20 protein-coding genes are annotated in these 20701 nt (G+C 57.3%); 11 read left to right on the top strand and 9 right to left on the bottom strand.

Features of this window, described 5'->3' with window-relative positions:
• The first annotated feature begins 111 nt into the window (after nucleotides 1-111).
• From BLM14_RS05110 to BLM14_RS05095, 4 genes are read left to right on the top strand one after another with little or no spacing between them, the layout of a single operon-like run.
• Nucleotides 112-453, top strand: a complete 342-nt coding sequence (locus BLM14_RS05110) for an ArsR/SmtB family transcription factor (RefSeq protein WP_099998392.1) — start codon at nucleotides 112-114, stop codon at nucleotides 451-453.
• Nucleotides 446-925 carry an SRPBCC family protein gene (locus BLM14_RS05105; protein WP_099998391.1) on the top strand — a complete coding sequence of 160 codons (480 nt, stop codon included), beginning with the start codon at nucleotides 446-448 and terminating at the stop codon, nucleotides 923-925. Before BLM14_RS05110 ends, BLM14_RS05105 begins: the two co-directional genes overlap by 8 nt.
• Nucleotides 926-967: 42 nt before the next feature.
• Complete coding sequence (locus BLM14_RS05100) at nucleotides 968-1738, top strand: DUF899 domain-containing protein (protein WP_099998390.1); 771 nt, start codon at nucleotides 968-970, stop codon at nucleotides 1736-1738.
• 9 nt (nucleotides 1739-1747) lie between these two features.
• The gene (locus tag BLM14_RS05095; protein ID WP_099998389.1) at nucleotides 1748-2044 is read left to right on the top strand and encodes a hypothetical protein; all 297 of its coding nucleotides are present in this window, start codon (nucleotides 1748-1750) and stop codon (nucleotides 2042-2044) included.
• Between the two features lie 16 nt (nucleotides 2045-2060).
• Here BLM14_RS05095 and BLM14_RS05090 read toward each other — a convergent pair whose 3' ends face one another.
• Nucleotides 2061-3269 carry a multidrug effflux MFS transporter gene (locus BLM14_RS05090; protein ID WP_099998388.1) on the bottom strand — a complete coding sequence of 403 codons (1209 nt, stop codon included), beginning with the start codon at nucleotides 3267-3269 and terminating at the stop codon, nucleotides 2061-2063.
• Nucleotides 3270-3480: 211 nt separating this feature from the next.
• Between BLM14_RS05090 and BLM14_RS05085 the strand changes: the two genes are divergently transcribed.
• The 5 genes from BLM14_RS05085 (at nucleotide 3481) to BLM14_RS05065 (ending at nucleotide 6045) form a co-directional block, all read left to right on the top strand.
• Nucleotides 3481-4182 (top strand): TetR/AcrR family transcriptional regulator, encoded by a 702-nt coding sequence (locus tag BLM14_RS05085; protein WP_099998387.1) that lies wholly within the window; start codon nucleotides 3481-3483, stop codon nucleotides 4180-4182.
• Nucleotides 4183-4408: 226 nt separating this feature from the next.
• Nucleotides 4409-4990, top strand: coding sequence for an SspB family protein (locus BLM14_RS05080; RefSeq protein ID WP_099998386.1), 582 nt, complete (start codon nucleotides 4409-4411; stop codon nucleotides 4988-4990).
• 7 nt (nucleotides 4991-4997) lie between these two features.
• Nucleotides 4998-5216, top strand: a complete 219-nt coding sequence (locus tag BLM14_RS05075) for a DUF4169 family protein (protein ID WP_099998385.1) — start codon at nucleotides 4998-5000, stop codon at nucleotides 5214-5216.
• Nucleotides 5213-5443 carry a ribbon-helix-helix domain-containing protein gene (locus tag BLM14_RS05070; protein WP_099998384.1) on the top strand — a complete coding sequence of 77 codons (231 nt, stop codon included), beginning with the start codon at nucleotides 5213-5215 and terminating at the stop codon, nucleotides 5441-5443. The genes BLM14_RS05075 and BLM14_RS05070 overlap by 4 nt, the downstream gene beginning before the upstream one ends.
• 101 nt (nucleotides 5444-5544) lie before the next feature.
• Nucleotides 5545-6045: a VOC family protein gene (locus tag BLM14_RS05065; protein WP_237143462.1), complete on the top strand. Its 501-nt coding sequence runs from the start codon at nucleotides 5545-5547 to the stop codon at nucleotides 6043-6045.
• Nucleotides 6046-6102: 57 nt separating this feature from the next.
• Here the strand turns inward: BLM14_RS05065 and BLM14_RS05060 are convergent, their stop codons facing one another.
• The 6 genes from BLM14_RS05060 to BLM14_RS05035 form a co-directional block, all read right to left on the bottom strand.
• On the bottom strand, nucleotides 6103-9870 hold the full coding sequence (locus BLM14_RS05060; protein WP_133123877.1) for an AsmA family protein: 3768 nt from the start codon (nucleotides 9868-9870) through the stop codon (nucleotides 6103-6105).
• 172 nt (nucleotides 9871-10042) lie between these two features.
• Nucleotides 10043-11452 (bottom strand): FAD-binding oxidoreductase, encoded by a 1410-nt coding sequence (locus tag BLM14_RS05055; protein WP_099998381.1) that lies wholly within the window; start codon nucleotides 11450-11452, stop codon nucleotides 10043-10045.
• Between the two features lie 123 nt (nucleotides 11453-11575).
• Nucleotides 11576-11944: a DUF2185 domain-containing protein gene (locus BLM14_RS05050; protein WP_099998380.1), complete on the bottom strand. Its 369-nt coding sequence runs from the start codon at nucleotides 11942-11944 to the stop codon at nucleotides 11576-11578.
• Nucleotides 11945-11952: 8 nt separating this feature from the next.
• Entirely contained in the window at nucleotides 11953-12906 is a 954-nt protein-coding gene (locus BLM14_RS05045) for a hypothetical protein (RefSeq protein WP_099998379.1), read from the bottom strand.
• 96 nt (nucleotides 12907-13002) lie between these two features.
• Nucleotides 13003-13890 carry a dienelactone hydrolase family protein gene (locus BLM14_RS05040; RefSeq protein ID WP_099998378.1) on the bottom strand — a complete coding sequence of 296 codons (888 nt, stop codon included), beginning with the start codon at nucleotides 13888-13890 and terminating at the stop codon, nucleotides 13003-13005.
• Between the two features lie 48 nt (nucleotides 13891-13938).
• Nucleotides 13939-14850 carry a DMT family transporter gene (locus BLM14_RS05035; protein WP_099998377.1) on the bottom strand — a complete coding sequence of 304 codons (912 nt, stop codon included), beginning with the start codon at nucleotides 14848-14850 and terminating at the stop codon, nucleotides 13939-13941.
• A gap of 146 nt (nucleotides 14851-14996) precedes the next feature.
• On the opposite strand from BLM14_RS05035, the gene BLM14_RS05030 reads away from it, so the two are divergent.
• Complete coding sequence (locus tag BLM14_RS05030; protein WP_099998376.1) at nucleotides 14997-15467, top strand: Lrp/AsnC family transcriptional regulator; 471 nt, start codon at nucleotides 14997-14999, stop codon at nucleotides 15465-15467.
• Between the two features lie 26 nt (nucleotides 15468-15493).
• Here the strand turns inward: BLM14_RS05030 and BLM14_RS32625 are convergent, their stop codons facing one another.
• Together BLM14_RS32625 and BLM14_RS05025 are read right to left on the bottom strand one after the other, a co-directional pair.
• Nucleotides 15494-15580 carry a glyoxalase superfamily protein gene (locus BLM14_RS32625; protein WP_418314221.1) on the bottom strand — a complete coding sequence of 29 codons (87 nt, stop codon included), beginning with the start codon at nucleotides 15578-15580 and terminating at the stop codon, nucleotides 15494-15496.
• Nucleotides 15581-15631: 51 nt separating this feature from the next.
• Nucleotides 15632-17971 carry a glucose/quinate/shikimate family membrane-bound PQQ-dependent dehydrogenase gene (locus BLM14_RS05025; RefSeq protein ID WP_099998375.1) on the bottom strand — a complete coding sequence of 780 codons (2340 nt, stop codon included), beginning with the start codon at nucleotides 17969-17971 and terminating at the stop codon, nucleotides 15632-15634.
• A 268-nt stretch (nucleotides 17972-18239) separates the two neighbouring features.
• Here BLM14_RS05025 and BLM14_RS05020 point away from each other — a divergent pair, with 268 nt between their 5' ends.
• Nucleotides 18240-20681, top strand: a complete 2442-nt coding sequence (locus tag BLM14_RS05020) for an ATP-dependent helicase (RefSeq protein ID WP_099998374.1) — start codon at nucleotides 18240-18242, stop codon at nucleotides 20679-20681.
• The last annotated feature ends 20 nt before the right edge of the window (nucleotides 20682-20701 follow it).

Below are 20701 nucleotides of genomic sequence, written 5' to 3'. Positions count from 1 at the left end.
ATCTTCAGCCGTTTTGAACCGGGTTTCGTCCGATTCAAATCATGGCTTGACGGTAACGTTCGGATGGCGTATCAAACCAAATAGTTAAATAACCGACTGGTTTAATGCGAAATGACACCCGATCGACTCGACCATATCTTCTCGGCCCTCGCGGATCCGACGCGCCGGGCCATCCTGGCGCGGCTCGCGCTCGGCACCACCTCGGTGACGGAACTGGCCGAACCCTTCCAGATGTCGGGGCCCGCAGTCACCAAACACCTGAAGGTGCTGGAGCGGGCCGGCCTGGTGATCCGCGGCCGTGAAGCCCAGTGGCGGCCCTGCAGTCTCAACGCGGCGCCGCTCAAGGAAGCTACGGACTGGCTGGAACGCTACCGCCGATTTTGGGAAGGCAGTTTCGACCGGCTGGAGGAATATTTGCAGGATGTACAGACAAATGGAGAGCAGGATGTCTGAGACAAACACAGCTCACGCGATGAACGAGACGGCCGGCCGCATTCTTACGATCACGCGCCTGTTCAATGCCCCGCCCGCGCTGGTCTTCGATGCTTTCGCCGATCCCAGGCGCATGTTGCAGTGGATGGGTCCGCGTGACTATCCCGCAACTTATGTGGAGGCCGATCTGCGGGTCGGCGGCAAATGGCGCGCCTGTCTCGACTCGGCTGCCAGTGGCGAAAAACTCTGGCATGGCGGCGTCTACCAGGAAATCGTGCCCGGCAAACGCCTGGCATTCACCTTCGCCTGGGATCAGGCAGATGGCCGTGCCGGAATGGAAACGCTCGTCAACATCACGTTCGAAAGTCAGGACGACAGGACACTGATGACATTCCGCCAAAGCATCTTCGACACACCCGAAAATTGCACCGGTCACGAGAAGGGCTGGAACGGCGCCTTCGATCGTCTCGAGGAACTGCTTTCGCAAGAGTAGAGCAGCAATTCCCATTGAAGCATTCGGCAACAGGAGGAAGCAATGCAACATGAGATCGCATCACGGGATGAATGGCTGAAGGCGCGGATCGACCTTCTGGCCAAGGAGAAGGCCTTTACGAAGGCGCGGGAGGAAATGAGCGCACGGCGGCGGGCCCTACCCTGGGTCAAGATCGAGAAGGAGTACGTCTTCGATAGCCGGTCGGGAAAGGTAACGCTGGCCGACCTGTTCGATGGACGCAGCCAGCTCTTCCTCAAGCATTTCATGAAAGGACCGGGCCAGGAGCAACAATGCGTTGGATGCTCACTGGAAGTCGATCACGTCGAGGGGCTTCTCGCGCATCTCGAGAACCATGACGTTTCCTACGTGGCCGTGGCGCGCGCACCTATCGCAGAGATCGAGACTTTGCGCAAAGCGATGGGCTGGCACTTCCCCTGGGTTTCGTCTTTCCACAGCGATTTCAACTATGACTTCAACGTATCCTTCACCCCCAAGGAAGTCGCAGAAAAGAACGCTTACTACAATTACCGGCACACCGATCCCGGCCTTGAAGACCTCTCGGGCGAGAGCGCCTTCTACAAGGACGATGACGGCCAGATCTTCCATACCTATTCGGCCTTTAGCCGCGGCGGCGAACAGTTTCTTGGTATTTACGGCTATCTTGACGTCATGCCCAAGGGCCGCAACGAAACCGGGCCGCACTATAACCTGGTTGATTGGGCGCGGCCGAAAAACATGTATGGCAAGGGTGGTATGGTCGGTAACAATGGCCGTTACCACGAGCCCGATTGCGCTTGTTCCGTTCACAAGTGAGCCAGTACGATGTGCTGCGCCCTTGGAGCCTTGCTCATTGCCCTGATCACGGCCTGGCGGACAAGGTTCAGAGCCCTGCTTGGCTGGTGGCCGCGCGCTCGGTTGGCTGTGACCTTTGTGGCCACAGCCATTACCCTGATCGCAGGTTCGGCCCTGGCAGCGCAGCATTTCTCCCACTACGTCGCTCGCGCCCAGGTAAACGAACGAGGTATCCTTGCCGAGATTCTGGCGCAGCCGATCTGTAGCGGCGGCGGGCGAAAACAAAAAGCCCGGGACGATGTCCCGGGCCCTTCTCTTCATATCTGACGGAGGATCAGAATTCCTATTCGGCAGCGGCTTCCGCCTCGACCATACGGCGCCGGCCGATCGTTGCCTGTGTGAGCACGAACGCACCCACAGCGCAGAGCGCGATGCCAGCCGCCATCGGCAAGGCGGTTCCGTCGAAAAACAGGCCGGCAATCACCATGGCAACGGCGGAGGTCACGAAGTGCAGCGTGCCCATCAGCGCCGAAGCAGTACCGGCGATCTCGCCGTGATCTTCAAGCGCGAGCACGGCCGATGTCGGGATGACCAATCCAAGGAAGCCATATCCGACAAACAGGAACACCGCCATTACCGGCAACTGGTTGAAGCCCAATCCCATGACGACGACCATAGCTGCCATCGTCAAAGCAAACGCGGTGACGGCCAAACGCATCACCCGGATAAGGCCAAAGCGCTCGCCGAGCCAGCCGGTCAACTGCGAGACGGTGAAGAACGAAACCGCGTTGATCGAGAAAGCCATGCTGTACTGCGTCGGCGTCAGGCCATAATGGTCAATGAGGACGAAGGGCGAGTTCGCCAGATAGACCAGGAAGCTGGAGATACCGAGGCCGCCGATAAAGGTGAGCGTCAGGAAGTTGCGGTCACCCAGCAGCAGGCGATAGGCTGCCATGGCGCTTCCGAGACCACTTTCGGCGCGTGCCGCTTTCGGGCGGGTTTCCTTCAACTGGGTCGACAGCAGGATCAACCCGATGAACGCGGCAATCATCACCGCCCAGAACACACCGCGCCAGCCATAGAATTCAATGACGGCACTACCTGTCAACGGAGCGAGAATGGGCGAGATGCTGAAGACCAGCATCAGCAGTGACATGAGCCGTGCTGCCTGCACGCCAGTATGCATGTCACGGACAATGGCACGCGGAATAACCATTCCCGCAGCACCACCGATACCCTGAAGGAAGCGGAAAGCGATCAAGGTCTCAATATCGCTAGCCAGGGCACAGCCGATGCTTGCCACCGCGAACAGGCCGATACCGATATAGAGCGGCGCCTTGCGGCCCCACATATCGGACAAGGGACCGTAGAACAGCTGGAAGATGGCGAAGGAAATGAAGAAAGCCAGAAGGCTCATCTGCACGACGCTGTTCTCCGCGCCAAGTTCCTTACCGATGGAAGGCATGGCCGGGAGATACATGTCGATTGCAAAGGGCCCGATGGCAGTAAGGAGACCAAGGATGAGGGCCGTACGAAAGAAGGAGCTCGTCATGATGATGATCTTTCAGAAAACTGCGAAGCAAAAACCGGGTCGTTTCTGTGCAGCGTTGCTCTCAGGAGAGGTTGGTATCGGGACTTAGTAGGAGTGCACAGGGGCTTGGGAGGACGGTGCTCTCGGGTCACAGGCGACGTCTAATAATTTGGACACTGGTGTCAACTTAGACACTATTGTCTAAAACGTCAACACGCATTATCTTCGCTTCATGAAAAATCGCGACGAACCTGCACTGAAGGCAACAGGCCATACCCAACGTGGTCAATGTTCAAAACGCATTTCGATACTCGACGCTGCGGCGCACGTATTTTGTCGTGAAGGTTTTTCTGGAGCGAGTATTGATGAAATTGCCGTAGAGGCCTGCGTCTCGCGCCAGACTATATACAATCATTACCGGGAAAAGGAAACGCTCTTTACTGCTGTGGTCGAAGACGTCATGGATCGCGCCAATGCCATGCTGTATTCGATACTGGCGACATTTCCGGATAATTCCGACAATCTTGAAGACGATCTGACCGCATTTGCCGTTCGCTTGAGCAAGAATTGCCTGTGCAACCAGGACGGAAGGTTCCTGCGCAGGCTCGTGCAATCGGAAGGCGAACGCTATCCGCATCTTTTTGAAGGCTGGCGGCAGCATGGTCCTGGCAAGATCAGCTCTGCTCTCGGCGCCCTGTTTTCGCGACTGTGCCATAAAGGGGTTTTGCAGATCGACGATTTCGATCTCGCCGCACGCCAGTTTCTCGCGCTGGTCAACGCCGACCTGCAGATGATCAGTCTGTTTGGCGGGACACCGACAGATGAGGAGTTGGAAAGTGCAGCGCGTAACGCAGTCAATACATTCCTGCGCGCCTATTCGAAACCCGCAGTCGGGAATATAACCCACACACCGTCGCTTGCTGTGGTCAGTTAGATCATCGTTCTCTAACCTGTCGAAACTGCTCGGGCACGACCTGCTGAAATCTGCTTTAAAAGAAGGCTGAATTGTCTGTCCGTGCTTTCGCGCGGCATGGACAGAACTTAATTTAATCACGCGGCTGACAATCGGTCGCAATTCCGTTAGCCATGCGCCATAATGATCGAAATACGGTTGCCATCTCCGCTTGACAGGGAGGGGTGAATCCATGGGATAAGAATGCATGCCACAAGATATGATCCGCTACGATATACTCGCCCAGGAAGCGCTACGCGGCGTTATCCGTAAAGTGCTTGGCGAAGTCGCCAAGGCAGGTCTTCCCGGCAACCATCATTTCTTCGTAACCTTTCTCACGGGTGCTCCGGGCGTTCGCATTTCGACACGTTTGCACGAAAAATATCCGGAACAGATGACTATCGTTCTCCAGCATCAGTTCTGGGACCTTCAGGTCACCGACACGTTGTTCGAAGTCGGGCTGTCCTTTGGTGATGTGCCGGAACGTCTGGTCGTTCCTTTCTCCGCGATCCGCGGCTTCTACGATCCCTCGGTGAATTTCGAACTCGAATTCGATGTAGAGGTCGAAGAGGCTGTTGGTGACAATGACCAGGGCATCACCAGCATTGCGCCGGCCCAGCCGACCGACAAGCAGAAAGTTGTGACACCCAGCGCCAAGCCGAAGCCACCTGTAAAGGCTGCGAAGAAGCCGGTGAAACCCGGTGAGAAGACAGAAGTCGCTTCCGATGAAACTGGTGAAAAATCATCGGCTTCTGTCGTGTCGCTGGATTCCTTCCGCAAGAAAAAATAACCTCGCCATGGCCGAGATCGTCAACCTTCGACTGGTCAAGAAGCGCAAGGCGAAAGACGCCCGGGAAAAGTCGGCGGCTGAAAACAGGATTCTGTTCGGGCGGACCAAGGTCGAAAAGCAGTTCGAGCGCGAAGCAGCCCGTAAGGACAAGCGTTTTCTTGACGATAACCGGATCGAAAAGCGCGATATGACACGGCCCACAGAATCGGATGCGGACGGCAAGTGAGCCTCGTTCGCAAAAGATCGATCACCATCCACGGACACCGTACCAGCTTTTCGCTCGAGGACGCATTTTACGACATTATCCTATCGATTGCCGAGAGCCGTGACATGACGCTGGCAAGTCTCATTGCCGAGATCGATGAAAACCGGGACCGCGATGCCAACCTCTCGTCGACGCTGCGGATACATGCACTCGACTGGGTGAGAAACAACAGCAGCAATCGCTCCTAATCCCCGATTTTGATTCATCAATCGGCTCGAAGTGAAAAAATATTCGTCCGCTATGTCGGATCGGCAAGATCTCATTCGTCTTACAGACAGTGCAAATCGTGATGAAAGGGAAATCAATGCCTGCCAAACAAAAGATCACACCCTGCCTTTGGTTCGATGGAAACGCCGAAGAGGCAATGGATTTTTACATGTCCATTTTCAAGGACAGCAAAATTGTCAATACGCTCAACTGGGGCAAAGAGGGGGGAAGCAAGGAAGGCTCGCTGCTGGTCGCCACTTTCCAGCTCGCAGGCCAGGAATACATCGCCTTGAATGGTGGGCCGGAGTTCAAATTTACCGAGGGTATCTCTCTCTCCATTGACTGCAGTACCCAGGAAGAAGTGGATAGCCTGACCGAAAAACTGACGGCCGGTGGTGGGGAAGTTCGCCCCTGCAGTTGGGTCAAGGACAAATTTGGCCTGTCATGGCAAATCGTTCCTTCCATTCTTCCAGAAATGCTGCGCGACAAGGATCAGGCCAAAGCTGACCGCGTCATGGCAGCAATGATGCAGATGTATAAAATCGATATCCAGAAACTCAAAGAAGCCTACAACGGGCAATAGAGCGATTGCTGTGCGTGTTAGCCTCCCGCACCGTGGGGAGGCTAACGCGCACCAACTCTACTGAATCTTCGGTTCCAGGGACTTGGGCTCGAGTGTTTTCAGGAATTCGTCGACAGATTGCTTGTTGATCGTCCCTGTGCCTTGCGGTTGGGCGGTCGCTCCGCCCTGTTCGGGCTGTTGCGGCTGTACTGGCGGCGGCGCGGGCTGGGATTGTTCCAGCGCCTTGCTAGCAGCAGCTTCTTCGGCTGCTTTCCTTTCGGCCTCGGCGCGCTCCTGTGCCGCCCGTTCTTCTGCAGCCGCGCGTTCCGCTGCCTCACGTGCTTCCTGCTCGGCCTTCAGGCGCGCTTCTTCGGCAAGACGCACGCGTTCGTCTGCACGGGCCTGATAGAGCTGCGCCTCCCGGCGCAAGCGCTGCTTTTCGACGAGGGCCGCCTGCAGCGTCTCGACACGTTGTTGCTCACGCTCAAGCGCACGCTGGGTCAAGAATTGCTCCAACGGCTGGCGGTTCAGAGCCAGTTTCGGAGCATCCCACGGGCCGCTGAGGTTGAACTCGATGACCGGATCTGCACCAGCTACCACTGCGATGCCCGGGTCGAAGGTAAACCGCCCTTGCGAAGCCAGGGTGGTCTGCGGAAAATTGAATCGCAGATCGGCAGTCAGCGCCGCACCTGCACTTTCAAGCTGGAATGTCGAAGTCCGCGCCATGCCACCAGCGATCGTAAAAGCAAAATCCGCGGCACCCGCATTGAACGTGCCCGCATGCAGATATTTCCCGATTGTTGCAGTCACCGAAGCCGCCGTAACCGGCCCTTCCATGGCATCCGCGTCCACCAAAATCGGCTTCAGCGCAGCCGGATTGATTGCATTGATCGCAAGATCACTGACGGAAACAACGCCAGAACCTGCGACGGATTCCATCATCTCGGTAACGGATGTGCCGGTTGCATTGATGGAAGCGGAAATCTTTGCTTTGCCCTTGAGCGGTGGCTCGCCTTCAATGGGTTTGTAGAGCGCATCCAGAGCGGTCTGATCCAGCGTGAACTGGCCCGTTGCAAGACCCGTGCCGCTTGTATTGCGCAACTCGAACATGCCGTCGAAACGGCCGCCAAGAAGTTCGCCCTTCGCCTCGTCGAAGCGCAGCGATCCGTCTTTCAAACCAGCATTCGCCTGAAATTTGCCGATGGAGCCAAGCAATCCCGCATCCGCTTCACCAGCAGCCAGTTTCACGTTGAAGGCCACCGGAAAAAGCGGCGCCGCTGCAAAAGCCTGTTTGGGCCATTTCTGCCGGCCCTCGCCATCCAGGGCATCGGCACCCAGCATGAATTGAGCAACCGATGGAAGATCGAGCCTGGCAAGTGTCACATCGCCCTGAACGGCGGGTACGTTGTTCTCGATCGCCAGCCCCAGCCGTCCGCTCAGTTTGGTACCATTCACTTGGCCGCTCAAGTCAGGCAGCGACAGCCTACCCTTGGCAAGCTGAAAACTGCTCGCCAAATCGACAGGCATGCCGTTGCCAAATCCCGGCAGGGAATAACCGGCTGTCGCCAAATAAGCTTCAAAATCGGCGGCCTTGATCGAAGCGCGTCCCTCACCGCTCAGGCCACCATCGGCACTGCGGAAATTTCCATCCACAAGCGCCTGCCCATCCAATGCCTTCAAGGCGAGCTGCGTCTGGATACCGTCCTTCTCATCGCCTTTCAGCGCAAGATTGGCCTCGAGTTCACCAGCAAGCCCCAGTGGCAAAGATGGCAGGCCTATCAAGGCCATCAATGTTTCGGCATGGCCGCTGCGCGCATTCATTGTCAGTTCGAGTGTTCGCAACTTGTCCGGGTTTTTCGTGGTTGTACCGGACAGCGTTACGTCCATTCGTCCGGTTTTGCCCGCCGCACTCAGCGAAAATTCATCATTTCCGGCTTTCGCAAGCAGCGTATTGGCAAGAATGCTGAGCTGCGTTTCCTGGAAGAGCCCCGGAAATTTGGCAGCGTGTTCATTCAAGGCCCGGAGAAATGGAAAATCGGGAGCCCGTGCCGCCAGGGCGGAAATCAAAGGTGCGAGATCATCGGACAAGACCGTGGAATCGATGGAGCCGGTGGGATCCGGCTTGAAGGGTTCGAGCCTTCCGGTTGCCGTAATGGTCGCGCCCGCCACATTGCCGATCATCAGCTTGTCAATATCAAAGACCCCGTCGCGCAGGCGGAAAGCCGTATCCAGTGATTCTGCGACCAGCCCATCATGCGTGACGGGTCCCGCCTTCAAATGCACGTCTAGGTCCTGTCCTCGCAGTTGCGGCGAACCATCTTCAACAGGGTTTCCATTGTTGCCGAAGATCGCTGCAAAAGCCTCCAGCGCATCGGCATTCAACGCCCCACCTTCGAGAGTAAGTTGCGTTAGTGGCAAGGACTCACCTTTGGCGCTTCTGACAAGCGAGCCTTTGAGCGATGCACCACCCAACGCCAGTTCGAGATTATCAACCTTTTGCAATTCATCATGCAGGCTGACGTCGCCGGAGAAGCCGGCACCCGGCAGGCGCCGGATCGCCTCGTCAACCGAATCCGTGAGCCATGCGGCAAGCCCGGATGGCTGGCGTGACGCCACAAGCAATCTTCCGTCAAAACCGAAATCCTCGCCAACCTGCAATGTACCATTGGCTTCGAACTGTGTCCGGCCGGGCAATTCTGCCTTGAGCTGCTTGATGATCCAGTCACCTCCGGAAGGAGCGGCATCGATTGTCACGGAGCGGATTGTCGTATCGCCGGCAACGATCGCCGGAAGTTTCAGATCAATCGTGCCGGGAATAGTCGGTATCGGCAGCTGATCCATCAGGCGCCGGAAAACGCCGAGCCGTCCCGCGGCTGTTTCATGCTTGGCCCTGGCGCCCTTGATCGCTTCGTTCTCACTGTTGAAAGTAACTTGCTGGCCGTCAGCCTTGATTTCAAAACGCGGATCGCTGCCGTAGTCGAAAAGCGCATTACCATTGACGATGTAGGGGTCGTCGACAGTGCCCTGCTCCATGCGAAATTCAGGAATGCTGACGTTCGCGTGATCGGCCTCAAAGCGTCCAGTCATGCGAATGCTTGAAAGCAGCGGCTGCTCCGCTTGCTCGGCGACTTTGGTACCGGCTGCGGCAGCAAGTTCATCCGCCGAACGAACGGCAATGCTCCCGGCATATTTCAATGCGCCCTGATTCAGGGTTACATCGCCGTCGGTTTCGAGCGCTGCTGGAATACCGTCCGGAGTAATGCGCGTACGCAATTTCAGCGTACCATCCGGTTTCACCTCACCGGTGGAGGCGGATACGCCAGTCTTTTCGCCGTTGAACAGCAACGTTCCGTCAAATTTCCATGGTCCGGAAAGGTCAGCGGCGGACAACGTCGCATCAAGGTCCGTAATGGTGCGGGTCGTTGCGGTGGATGCATCGCGAATGACCACAGAACCATCGGTAATGCGCACGTTTTCAAGCTTGACCTGCGTGGCGCGGAACGGTGATTGCGGACGGATCGCCCAATCAACGACCCCGTCCTTGTCGATCGTAACCGAAGCAGTCGGCCTCTCGAGCCGCATGTCGAAAATCAGGATCTGGCCGCGAATAAAGGGGGCAAGCTCCGCATCCATCGAAAACTTGTCGATGGTCATGACCGGCTCGGAATCAGGATCGCCGACTTTTACGTCGGAAAATGTCACCGATGGAAACGGTAAAAGCCGCGCACTGGCACTTCCGGCGACCGTAACGGGACGGCCAAGCAATGCCGAAGCTTCACGCTCGAAGGAGGACCGATAACCTGCCCAGTCGACGAAATATGGCACGACCAGTGCTGCTGTCAGCACCAGTACCAACAATCCACCGATGAAAACAAACAGCCGTGCCAGTGTCTCACTCCAATCAATACGCGCCGGGCACCACAACGACCGGTTTTGGGCGACGAAAAGACATGACAGTCTTTCTCATTGATTTGCAACGCTCAGACAACGGTTTAGCGCCTGGAATCAATATGCGAACCTATAGCCGTAAGATCTTGCCAGGATTCATTATATTTTCCGGATCGATTGCCCGCTTGATGGACTCCATCACATCCACGGCACCGCCGAGCTCGGCCCTAAGAAACTTGATCTTGCCCTGGCCGATGCCATGTTCGCCTGTGCAGGTCCCATCCATCGCAATTGCCCTGAGATTGAGGCGCTCGACAAAAGCCTCGACCTTCTGGATTTCCTTCGCGTCTTTCTCGTCGAACAGCACAAGCACGTGGAAATTGCCATCGCCGGCATGACCGACGATCGGAGCAATCAGACCGCTCTTCTCAATGTCTTTCTCCGTTTCGACAATGCATTCAGCAAGCCGCGAAATCGGCACGCAGACATCTGTCGAAAGCGATTGTTTTCCAGGCGCGAGGGTCATGCAGGCAAAGTAGGAATTGTGCCGTGCTGACCAGAGCTTTTCCCGTTCTTCGGCATTGGCGGTCCACTTGAATTCGCCGCCGCCATTGGCAGCTGCGATTTCGCCGAAGAGTTCCGCCTGTTCCGTGACACCCGTTTCGCTGCCATGGAACTCGAGGAAGAGATAAGGTGCGGGATCGTAGTCGAGCTTGGAGTAGGCGATCATGGCCTGCATTTCGAGCTGGTTGACCAGTTCGATGCGCGCAACCGGAATACCCATCTGGATCGTTTCAATCACCGCATTGCAGGCGCTTTCAAGATCCGGAAAGGCGCAGATGCCGCCGGAAATCGCCTGCGGAATACCGTAGAGCTTCAGCGTCAGTTCCGTGATGATGCCGAGCGTCCCTTCCGAACCGACGAGCAAACGCGTCAAATCATACCCGGCCGAGGTCTTCTTGACCCGCTTCGACGTGGTAATCAGGCGTCCGTCCGGCATGACAGCCTTCAGTGCCAATACGTTCTCGCGCATTGTGCCGTAGCGCACGGCATTCGTTCCGGAAGCGCGCGTTGCCGCCATTCCGCCGAGACTCGCATTGGCGCCGGGATCAATGGGGAAAAACAGGCCGGTATCGCGCAGATATTCGTTGAGTTCCTTGCGCGTGACCCCTGGCTCCACAACGACATTGAGATCTTCGCTGTAAACCTTGAGAATGCGGTTCATACGCGAAAGGTCGACCGAGACGCCACCTGCCGGTGCATTTACGTGCCCTTCCAAAGAAGTGCCCGTGCCGAATGGAATCACTGGGACCTGCCATTCCCCGCAAAGCCGCACGACCTCCTGAACATCTTCTACGGATTCAGCAAAAACGACCAGATCTGGTGCCTGGTTTGGAACATAGCTCGTTGTATGGGCGTGCTGCTCGCGGATAGACTTGCCGGTCTGCGCGTTGTCGCCAAAGCGTTTCTTGAGGATGGATACGACAGTTGCGATCCCATTCTCGTTGCGCAGCAATGCCCCTGCGTCTGCCAATGCCATTCCAGTATCCACCCTTTAACTCAAGACCATCCTTTTACGCGTGCATTTTCCGGGAATGCACGCGACTTGTCCAGTTGTAACTCTGTGTGATGGTCAACGGCCATACCCGGAAGAACCCGAGGCTCAATCCTCGTCGTCGTCATCGTCCTCGCCGGGTTGCCAATCGGTAACGGCAACGAAGCGTTCCTGCTCGCCTGTCTTTTCAAAAACGCTGCCAATGGGGGAATCGAGAAGCGGAATAATGCTGGGATCATAATTGGCGATGGTGTTGACGTCGAAGATTCCGCTGTTTTCCGGATCTTCCATATAGTCATCGCTTTCGAAGCCGGATAGAAAGCGCCAGCCGCTATCAAGCTCATTGTCCGGATCTTCGCGGTACATGAAACGCACCGGATAACCGTCGATGGTAATCGTATCCGTTGCGATACAGCCGCCATAGTTACGGATAAGTGGCCGTATCTCGTCCTTGGTGAGTCGGTAGCTTTTCTCCATGCCTAATTTTAGTTGATCGTCATGGACTTGGCTAGCTTGCGAAAACGCTCGGAATATTTGTCCTTTTCACTGTCGCGTACAATCAGGATTGCGCGGACATAGCGGCTCGTTTCAAATCGCGCGATCTGCGCGACATAAAGCCCATCGCCGCTCGCCGCATCCTTGGCGCTGCCGTCGATCTCGACCCATTCGGCGCCATCGGCTTCCGAACTGGTTTCATTGTCGGATCGTACGTCCTTGATCCCTGTCAGCGAGGCGAATGCCTGTTTGGCGAAGTCCATGCGCGCGGAGGGTTCAGGCGCCGTGTTGAGGTTTGAGGCAATAACGACCACCGGCTGCAAGGAATTTGTCGCCACATCATTCGGGCCCTCGGTGAGGAGATAGGTTGCGCCGGCGATGACACGTACCGGCCGAAATCCGGCTTGATCGGTTACCTTGAACGGTAGCGCCGCAATCTGCTCTTCGAGACCGGGCGGCGTGCGCACGGCGATGGTGTGCAAAGCCTTCTCGACATCTGCGTCCGATAGGCCGCCCTGGACGCCCTCTGGAATCTGCACCGTAACCATCGCCGTCGTGGATTTGGCCCCGACCAGCACGATCCATTTGCGGTATTTGATGCCCGCCGCGACCTGGCTGCCACGAATGAGCTTCGACACGACTGCACCCTCGACAGGCCAATCTTCGGGAGGCGCCGCGGCCTCTATCCCGGTTTCGCGCAAACCTTCCGGATTGAACTTCGCGGCGATGGGCGCATAGGCTTCGACCGGCAACTCCGTCACAACGATGGAAGTACCCTTCGCCGCATCTTCAAACCCGCTGAAACTGGAAGACACCGCCATGCCAGCGGGAGGCACGAGGCCAACACCGGAACCACCAGGAAAAACCGTCTCTTGTGCAAAGCTTGACGATATACTGGCCAGCAGAAAAAGCACGAAGCTCAAAGGGAGGGTAACGAATCGCATCAGCGCTTTCCTTGTCGCATTCTACAGCACAGAGGTAGTGGCCGTCAGACGATCCGGCAAGCAATTGGTTTCTGTTTGTTTTCGCGACGTCGATATCTAGCTCAGGTTTTTCTTGAAGAACTCCACAGTCCGGCTCCAGGCGAGATCTGCTGCTTTCTTGTCGTAACGGGCTGCCGACGTATCGTTGTTGAAAGCGTGGTTGGCACCCTCGTAGACAAAAATCTCGAACGTCTTTTCGTTTTCCTCGAGTGCCTTCCTGTACGCATCGATGCCGGCGTTGATCCGTGTATCCAGTCCGGCATATTGCAACAACAATGGCGCTTTGATCTTCGCGACATCCTCAGCCTTCGGCTGACGGCCATAATAGGCCACCCCTGCCCCGAGATCGGGGGCGTTTACGGCAAGGTCATTGACCATACCGCCACCCCAACAGAAACCTACGGCGCCAACCTTGCCATTGGTTGCCTTGTCATTCCTGAGAAATTCTATGATTGCCACGCCCTCGGCGATCGCCGTCTTTGAATCAAGCGCGCCGATCATTTCACGCGCCTTTTCCTCGTCGGAGGGGGTCCCGCCTGCCGATGACAGCAGATCGGGCGCGAGGGCAATAAACCCTTCTAGCGCCATGCGCCGGGCAACATCGCGAATATGATCGTTCAAACCGCGATTTTCATGAATGACAATAACCGCTGGAAGTTTCCCGGACGATTCGGCCGGGCTTGCCCTGTAGCCTTTGATGTCGCCCGTCGGTCCCGGGTAAACGACGTCCTTGGTGCGAAGCCTCTTGTCGTCCGCTGCGATGATGGCAGCTTGTGCCGAATTTGCCGCCAGCATCGGTGCAATCATGGCGGCGGCAGCGCCGGAGCCGGCCAGTTTGGTCAGTTTGTCCATGAATGAGCGACGATCAAGTGTCAGATGGGTATACTCATCATAGGCTTCGACCATCGCCTGAGTGATTTTCGGAGTAATTTTCTGCTCGTTCATCATTGCCTCCTTTGATCCCGTGGGGTGACGAGGCGCTGACCATTCGCATCATCCCTTGAGGCGATGCGAAAGGATACCGGTGGAAAGGGCAACGCCAAGTCCGGTGATCCCTGCTGCGGCAATTTCCCAGACACCGACCGGCTCGTCAAGGAAGAATGCGCCGCCAAAGGCTGCAAGGACCGGTGTCAGCGCACTGAATGCCGCAGCCTGGCTGCCACCAAGGGAGCGGACGGCTATGCCATAGGCCAGCATAGCAGCCAATCCGGACAGAACGCCCTGGCTAAGGAACTGCAAGCCGATCTCGGGCAGCGGAACATCGAAGATCGTCGTACCGAAGACGAGTGCAAGGCCAACATGGATGAGGAATGACCAGACGGCAATCAGTGCGCCGCCTTGCATGGCCGTCAGGCCGGAACGCTTGAACGCATGGGTATAGGCAGCCCAGAGCAGCGCACCGAGTGGGAGGAAGACGAAGCTGATCCAGGAGATCGCGTGATTGCCAAGCGCCAGCACCAGCAGGATGGCAAGACCGACAATGATCGCCGCAAGGCCGAGGCAACGGGTAAGATCCGGTCGTTCACCAAAAAGGAGGACACCGATCAGCGTGGCAGCAAGCGGCATGAAGCCGCCTAGCAATACGCCGACGGCCGAGGCTGGCGTCGAATGGATCGCGAAGGTCGTGAACTGGAAGAATACCGCGCCGGCACCACAGACCATGATCGCCAGCAAGACGAGCGGAACATCACGCGGGATAAGGCCGGTCCTGAGCCAGATCGGAGCCAGTACCAGCGCCGGCACGCCATAGCGGATAAGGCCGAGATCGATTGTACCGAGATGCGTCCCGCTACTGTGACGGGTTGCAATGATCCATGTGGCCCAGATGAAAACGGTGACCAGCGCTCCGGCATACCCTGCGCCGAGCGAATTTGACTTCTTATAGTCCTGAGCAAGAGCAACCATCGGAGTATCCTCTCAAATCTGCCCGAATGATTTTCGGTCGAGACAAACATATCTCCGATGGCATGAGCATGTCCTTGCAAGTTGATGCCACTCTAAGTATGATTTCAGCAATTTTCGGGAAGTTATAGTCTAAATATAGGTGGGTTATGCCAAATTTGGATAAATTCGATATTGGCATCCTCGAAGCCCTTCAGGAGGATGCAAGGGCAACGAATGTGGAGATTGCCGAGCGGGTCAACCTCTCTCCCTCACCCTGTCTGCGCCGTATCCGCAATCTGGAAAAATCCGGTGTCATCCGTGGCTACCGGGTGGACATCGACCGCAAGGAGGTCGGCCTCGGTCTGACTGTGTTCGTGGAAATCAAAGTTGGCCAGCACAGCCGCGAGAATGCTGAGGCGCAGCATACGGCGCTGCTTGCCCTTCCGGAAATAACGGCTTGCTTCATGATCTCAGGGACAGCGGATTTTCTTGCAGAGGTGGTCGTCGAGGATCTCAGCGCCTATGAACGGTTTCTGACGGAAAAACTACTCATGCTGCCCGGTGTCGCGGATATACGCTCCAATTTCGCCATCCGCGCCGTGAAAACTGGGGCTCCACTGAAACTGCCGCAACGTTAGAGTGAACCGGCGCTGCCAGCGCTCCATCATTGCTCGCAGAACGAAATGCGATTGCTGAACGGATCAATGACCTGCACTTCGCGGCCCCAAGGCTGCTCCTCGATAGCAGTCAAGAAAAACCTCCCGGACTCGACGCCCGGGAGGTTCCTGATTTTCTGCAATGCCTATTTCGGTAAGGTATAGGCGATCACGTAGTCGCCGGGTTTCGTCCCGACCGAGCCGTGACCACCGGCGACGATGACCACATATTGCTTGCCATCCGCCAAGGCGAAAGACATCGGCGTTGACTGACCGCCTGCAGGGAGGCGCGCTTCCCACAGCTGTTTACCGCTCGTTACATCATAGGCGCGAAGAAAATCGTCCACGGCAGCGCCAAGGAACGCGACACCGCCGGCGGTGATCATCGGACCGCCAATGCCGGGAACGCCGACTTTGAATGGCAAGGGCAAGGGCGAGGAATCGCGGACGGTTCCGTTACGATGCATCCACGTGATCTTGCCGGTACGCAGATCCGCTCCCGCCACATAGCCCCACGGCGGAGCCTGGCAAGGTAGTCCGAGCGGCGACACAAACGGTCCCAAGATGACCGCATAGGGTGCCCCCTCATTGCGATTGAGGCCCTGTTCGCTGCCCTTTGTGCTAGCGCCAGGTGGGGGAACATCGGCTCGAGGAACAAGCCTTGACGTGAACGCCAGATAGGTCGGCATGCCGAACATGACCTGACGTGCCGGGTCCACTGCAACGCTGCCCCAATTGAACACGCCAAAATTACCCGGATAGATCAACGATCCCTGGAGCGACGGCGGCGTATAGCGGCCCTCGTAACGCAGCTTGAGGAACTCGATGCGGCAAGCCAGCTGATCGAACATCGAAACGCCCCACATGTCCTTGCCGGTCAACGGCTTTGGCATGAAGGTCAAACCCGAAACCGGCTGGGTCGGCGAAGTGAAATCACCTTCGATAGCGCCCGTCGGTGCCGGCACCTCCTCGATTGGAAGGATCGGCTCGCCGGTGCGCCGGTTAAGGACATAGATATCGCCTTGCTTGGTCGGTCCGACCAGTGCGGGAACCGCGCCGGTGGCCGTGTTGATATCGACAAGGGTTGGCTGTGCAGGCACATCCATATCCCAGAGGTCGTGGTGAACCGTCTGGCGGACCCAGCGCACCTGGCCGGAGTTCAGATCAAGCGCGACGATCGACGACGAGAATTTTTCGACATTGGCGCTGCGCCCTGCCCCGAGCTGGTCCGGTGTCTGGTTGCCAAGCGGCACGTAGAGCAGACCGAGCTTTTCGTCAGCACTGGAGACAGACCAGCTGTTGGGTGAATTATGCGTGTAAGTCTGCCCTTCCGGCAGCGGCGTCGTCACATCGGGATTGCCTGAATCCCAGTTCCACACCAGAGCACCGGTATTGATATCGAAGGCGCGGATGACACCCGACTGTTCATGGATTGAATAATTGTCATTGACTGCGCCGCCGACGATGATCTTACCTGCGGCAATAACGGGCGGCGAAGTTGAATAGTAATAGCCCGCCGGGTTATAGGGCATGCCCTTCTCCAGGTGCAGCGTGCCCTTGTCGGCAAAGGACGGGCAGACCTGACCATTGGCAGCGTCGAGCGCAATCAGCCGTGCATCGGAGGTCGGCAGATAGACCCGCTCCGCGCAAGGCTGGCCGGGAGTCATTGTCGGGTCGGCGTAGTAGGAAACGCCGCGGCATGTCTGGTGCTGGCGATCGGGGTTGAGACCGACATTCGGATCATATTTCCACTTTTCCTTGCCGGTTGCCGCATCGAGCGCGATCGCCCAGTTGTGCGGCGTGCAAAGATAGAGCGTGTCGCGCACCTTCAGGGGCGTCACCTGGTAAGTGGTTTCTCCGATATCGTCGGGGAGCTTCACGTCGCCGGTCTGGTACTGCCAGGCAACTTGCAACGAGCTGACATTTTCCGGCGTGATCTGTTTCAGCGGCGAATAGCGCTGGCCGTAGGGGGTGCGACCATATTGATGCCAGTCGCTTTCCGGAACGTTGCCGCCGAGATCGGGCGTCGCAACAATGACTTCCTTGCTGAGATCCCCGACAATCTGCTGCGGATCCTGCGTCATCGAATAGCCGGCAATGCCGAGCGCCGCGAGAACCGTGATAGCTAGCGGAATTGCCGGACCCCACGCTGAAAACGAACGCCCTTCTTCCTCATTAAGCCCACCACGGATCCATGGCGTCAGCAGCCACAGCCCGAGCAGCATGATGACACCGCCCCGCGGCGCAAGCTGCCACCAGTCGAAGCCGATTTCCCAGATTGCCCAGCCTAGCGTACCGATCACCAGGATCGCATAGACCAGCAAAGCCGAGCTGCGCTTGCGGAAGAGAAGAGCGGACGTAGTCAGGAAGGCCAGCGCCGCAAGGATGTAATACCAGCTGCCACCAAGTATTGCGAGCCAGACACCACCCACACCAAGCGCCGCACCAATGAGGAAAAATATGAGAGCCGTCAGAGTGATTGCCATGGGGTAGGAGTCCTTTTCCAAGCTCAATCAGGATCGAATGGTTCTGACATGCGGGCTGCGAACGCGCCGGCGGTTGCCAGGGTCTGCTCCAGTCAAAGAGTCTTCTCCAATCAAAATGGGTAAGCCCTAAAACAGGACGACGCAATATCGGCGATTGAATATTTCAACTGCAAGTTTCGGGGGAAAGACGCCCGCCCAAGATTGGCCGTTCTCTTTTTGTATCGCATTTATCTGGTTTTTCGGTGCCGAATCACTACATTGGGGTCAAATGTCCGGATTGCCTGACGATATTCCATTCTTCGACGAACCTGATGTGCCTCGGCAGCCTTCGGGAATCGCCGCGCGTGCCATGCAAGCGCGTGGTGCCCCGCCCTATCTGGCTGGCCTCAATCCAGAGCAACGACTTGCGGTTGAAACAACCGAGGGGCCAGTTCTGGTTCTGGCAGGTGCGGGTACGGGCAAGACCCGCGTTCTCACCTCCCGCATCGCGCATATCCTGTCGCTCGGCAAGGCCTATCCAAGCCAGATCCTCGCCGTGACCTTCACCAACAAGGCGGCGCGCGAGATGAAGGAACGCATCGGCGTTCTGGTCGGCGGTGCCGTGGAAGGCATGCCCTGGCTCGGTACGTTCCACTCCATCGGCGTCAAGCTGTTGCGCCGTCATGCGGAACTGGTCGGTCTCAAGTCCGATTTCACCATTCTCGATACGGATGACGTCATCCGCCTGATCAAGCAGATCATTCAGGCCGAAGGGCTGGACGACAAGCGCTGGCCTGCCAAGCAATTCGCGCTGATGATCGACGGCTGGAAGAACAAGGGGCTCGGCCCGTCGGAAATCGCTGAGGGCGACGCGCGTTCCTTCGCAAATGGCAAGGGCCGCGAGCTCTACACTGCCTACCAGAACCGGCTGAAGACACTCAATGCCTGCGATTTCGGCGATCTTCTCTGCCATCCAATCCGCATGTTCCGCGCCTATCCGGACGTGTTGAAGGAATATCACGCCAAGTTCCGCTATATCCTTGTCGACGAGTACCAGGACACCAACACCGCGCAATATATGTGGCTGCGCCTGATCGCGCAGGGTTCGAAAAATGTCTGCTGCGTCGGTGATGACGATCAGTCGATCTATGGCTGGCGCGGCGCGGAAGTCGACAATATCCTGCGCTTCGAGAAGGATTTTCCCGGCGCGGTCGTGATCCGCCTGGAGCGCAATTATCGCTCGACGGCGCATATTCTCGGCACCGCCTCCTTCCTCATCTCGCACAATGAAGGCCGCCTCGGCAAAACTCTGTTCACCGATGCCGCCAACCCCGAAGATGCCAAGGTCAATGTGCACGCTGCCTGGGATTCCGAAGAGGAAGCCCGTGCTGTCGGCGAGGAAATCGAGCAGGCACAGCGCAAGGGCCACAATCTCAATGACATGTCGATCCTGGTGCGCGCCTCGTTCCAGATGCGCGAATTCGAAGATCGCTTCGTCACGCTTGGCCTGAACTATCGCGTCGTCGGCGGCCCGCGGTTCTATGAGCGGCTCGAAATCCGCGACGCGCTCGCCTATTTCCGCGTCGTTGCGCAAGGGTCGGACGATCTGGCGCTGGAGCGCATCATCAACACACCGAAGCGCGGCCTTGGCGAGGCAGCGATCCGCCAGGTACATGATTATGCAAGGGCACGCGATATCAGCATGCTCGATGCAGCCACGGATCTCGTCGAAACGGAAGAACTGAAGCCCAAGCCGCGTTCGGCCTTGCGCGAAGTCGTGGAAAACTTCAAGCGCTGGCAATCCTTGATCGATTCCACGCCGCATACGGAGCTCGCCGAAAAGATCCTCGACGAATCCGGCTATACGGCGATGTGGCAGGCGGATCGCTCGGCCGAAGCGCCGGGCCGGCTGGAAAACCTGAAAGAGTTGATCCGCTCGATGGAGGAATACGAGTCCCTGCGCTCTTTCCTCGAACATGTCGCGCTGGTCATGGACGCCGAGCAGAACGAAAATCTCGACGCCGTCAACATCATGACGCTGCACTCGGCAAAGGGCCTTGAATTCGAGACGGTATTCCTGCCGGGCTGGGAAGAAGGTCTCTTCCCACACCAACGTGCGCTCGATGAAGGCGGACGATCCGGCCTCGAAGAAGAACGCCGCCTCGCTTATGTTGGCCTGACGCGCGCCAAGAAGAACCTGCACATCTGGTTCGTCTCAAACCGGCGCATCCATGGTCTCTGGCAATCGACCATCCCCTCACGCTTCCTCGAAGAATTGCCGGAAGCGCATGTGGAAGTCGTAGCAACGGGCAATTCCTATGGCGGTTATGGCGGCGGTGGTGGCTATGGTCAGTCGCGTTTCGATCGTGCGGATCCGTTCGAGAACACCTATTCAACGCCGGGCTGGCAAAGGGCCCAAGCGAACCGCTCCGACGCGACACGCAACAATTGGGGCTCGCGCTCCGGCGCTCGCGTCGAGCGCATCGGTTACGGCGAGACGGATTCCGGCCATGGCGCCGGTCGTGGCTCGGTCAAGGGCCGCACCATCGATGGCGAACTGGTGGCAAAATCCGTCAGCGAAACGCCCTCGAACTTCGACGTCGGTGACCGCGTGTTCCACATCAAGTTCGGCAATGGCAATGTCTCGTCGATTGAAGGCAACAAGCTGACGATCGATTTCGACAAGGCCGGGCAAAAGCGGGTGCTGGATAGTTTCGTCAAGGGCATCTAAGCCTCAGTTATTAACCCATG

The sequence above is a fragment of the Phyllobacterium zundukense genome (assembly GCF_002764115.1).
Taxonomy (GTDB): Bacteria; Pseudomonadota; Alphaproteobacteria; order Rhizobiales; family Rhizobiaceae; genus Phyllobacterium; species Phyllobacterium zundukense.
Note: the sequence above shows the minus strand (reverse complement) of the source record. Positions and strands in the feature narration are given on the sequence as shown.